Raw genomic sequence first — 1,865 nt, 5'->3', positions numbered from 1 at the left:
CCGATGACGGCGCCGATGACGCCCACGATGAGGTTGCCGATCAGGCCGAAGCCGCCGCCGCGCATGATCTTGCCGCCGAGCCAGCCGGCCAACAAACCGATCACGATCGAACCGATGAACCCTTCACCCATCTCGTACTCTCCAGGTCGTGACTTCCGCACAGTTGCACAGAGGACGCCTCGTGCCTGCAGCACAGCGTCCAGCCAGGGTGCATCTTACCGCGATGCGGCAAGAATGCTGCAGTTGCTCACGCTGCGAGCGGCGCGAATCAGCGCCGATACGATGGCGTTAGACAGCGCGAGCAGCCGTAGACACACACCCTGAGTTTGCGAATCGCATGTCGACAGTCGCCTCCCGCCCGGCTCCTGCCTCCAGTCTCAACGCGATGCTGTGCGGCTTTTTCGGCGCCGCGAGTCTGCTCCTGTTCCTCGTGATGCCGGCGTGGCTCCTGCCCGCGAACCGCTGGTGGGGATTGCTCCTGGTGCCGATCGCGCTCTCCGCGAACACGATGTGGTCGCTGATTCACGAGGCGATCCACGGTCACCTGTTCGCAGCGCGACGCCGGAACAACGCGGCGGGGCGTCTGCTCTGCGTCCTCTACGGCGCGCCGTTTCGCGCTTTGCGCGTCGCGCATCTGCTGCACCATCGTTACAGCCGCACGCGTCGCGATCGCACCGAAGTCTACGATCCGGCGTGCACGTCGCGGCTCGCGGCGGCAGCCGGCTTTTACGTCCAGTTGCTCGGCGGCATGTACTTGCTGGAGGTGCTGAGCTCGATCGCGTGTTTGCTGCCGAAACGTGCAATCGACTGGCTGGCGCCGCGCCTCGAACATCCGGATTCGACGGGCGGACTCGTCGTGCGCGCCGTGCGCGAGCCGCGCGCACTGCGCGAGATGCGCCTCGACATGCTCGCGATCCTCGTCGTTTTCGGCTCGGCCATCTGGCTCTACGGCGCGAACGTCTGGATGCTCGCCACCGTCATCGCGGTGCGCGCGGCGCTCGTGTCCATCGCCGACAACTCCTATCACTATGCCACGCGGCTGGAGTACCCACGGCTCGCGATGAACGCGCATGCCCCGCGCTGGGTTGCCGCGGCGCTGCTCCACTTCAATCTCCACGGCGTGCACCATCGGCACCCGCATCTGCCGTGGAGCGCGCTGCAGGCGCAGTTCGAGCGCGAGGACGGACGGACGGACATCGACCTCGCCACCTGCTTCCTGCGTCAGCTGCGCGGTCCCATCGCCCTCGGGCGGCTGCCCGTGTGAAGTCCGTGAGGGGCATCACGCACCTCGACACGGGCGCGACTGTGCGGACGCGCTTCGCATGATCGACCCGCCCGCCGTCGAACCCGCGTCGCTGCGCTTGCGCGAGGATGGCGTGCCGTATTCGGAGCGCTTCCAGGACGTGTACTTTTCCGCTGCCGGCGGTCTCGCGGAGACGCGCCACACGTTCCTGCTGGGCAACGGGTTGCCGGAGCGCTGGACGCGCGCGGAACGCTTCACCATCATCGAGTGCGGGTTTGGCACCGGCCTCAACTTCCTCGCGACCTGGCAGGCGTGGCGATCGAGCGCGCCGGCCGCTGCACGGCTGCACTACGTCGCCGTCGAGAAGCACCCTCTCTCGCGCGCGGACCTCGAGCGCGCTGCGGCTTCGTGGTCGGAACTCGCGGTTCTTTCGCGGGCGCTGCGGGAGGTCTATCCGCCCGCGGTGCCCGGCTTCCACCGGCTGCACTTCGACCGCGATCGGGTCGCGCTCACGCTGCTCTTCGGTGACGCGGCCACGATGCTCGCACAGCTCGACGCTCGTGCCGACGCATTCTTCCTCGATGGCTTCGCGCCCTCGAAGAACCCGGAAATGTGGACACGC

3 protein-coding genes are annotated in these 1,865 nt (G+C 67.5%); 2 read left to right on the top strand and 1 reads right to left on the bottom strand.

Annotated features, from left to right (window positions below; genetic code table 11):
* A partial coding sequence (locus JNK68_15000) for a GlsB/YeaQ/YmgE family stress response membrane protein (protein MBL8541654.1) occupies positions 1-131 on the bottom strand: 131 nt, incomplete at its 3' end.
* A 206-nt stretch (positions 132-337) separates the two neighbouring features.
* Between JNK68_15000 and JNK68_14995 the strand changes: the two genes are divergently transcribed.
* The gene (locus JNK68_14995) at positions 338-1,264 is read left to right on the top strand and encodes a fatty acid desaturase (GenBank protein MBL8541653.1); all 927 of its coding nucleotides are present in this window, start codon (positions 338-340) and stop codon (positions 1,262-1,264) included.
* Positions 1,265-1,322: 58 nt separating this feature from the next.
* The coding region (gene mnmD, locus JNK68_14990; protein MBL8541652.1) for a tRNA (5-methylaminomethyl-2-thiouridine)(34)-methyltransferase MnmD at positions 1,323-1,865 on the top strand (543 nt) is incomplete at its 3' end.

Source organism: Betaproteobacteria bacterium, assembly GCA_016791345.1.
Taxonomy (GTDB): Bacteria; Pseudomonadota; Gammaproteobacteria; order Burkholderiales; family JAEUMW01; genus JAEUMW01.
This window is presented reverse-complemented; position numbering and strand designations above follow the sequence as displayed.

Bases quoted from the DNA above. Each gene is read 5' to 3' on its own strand.
- JNK68_14995 (MBL8541653.1), top strand. From the start codon at position 338: ATGTCGACAGTCGCCTCCCGCCCGGCTCCTGCCTCCAGTCTCAACGCG.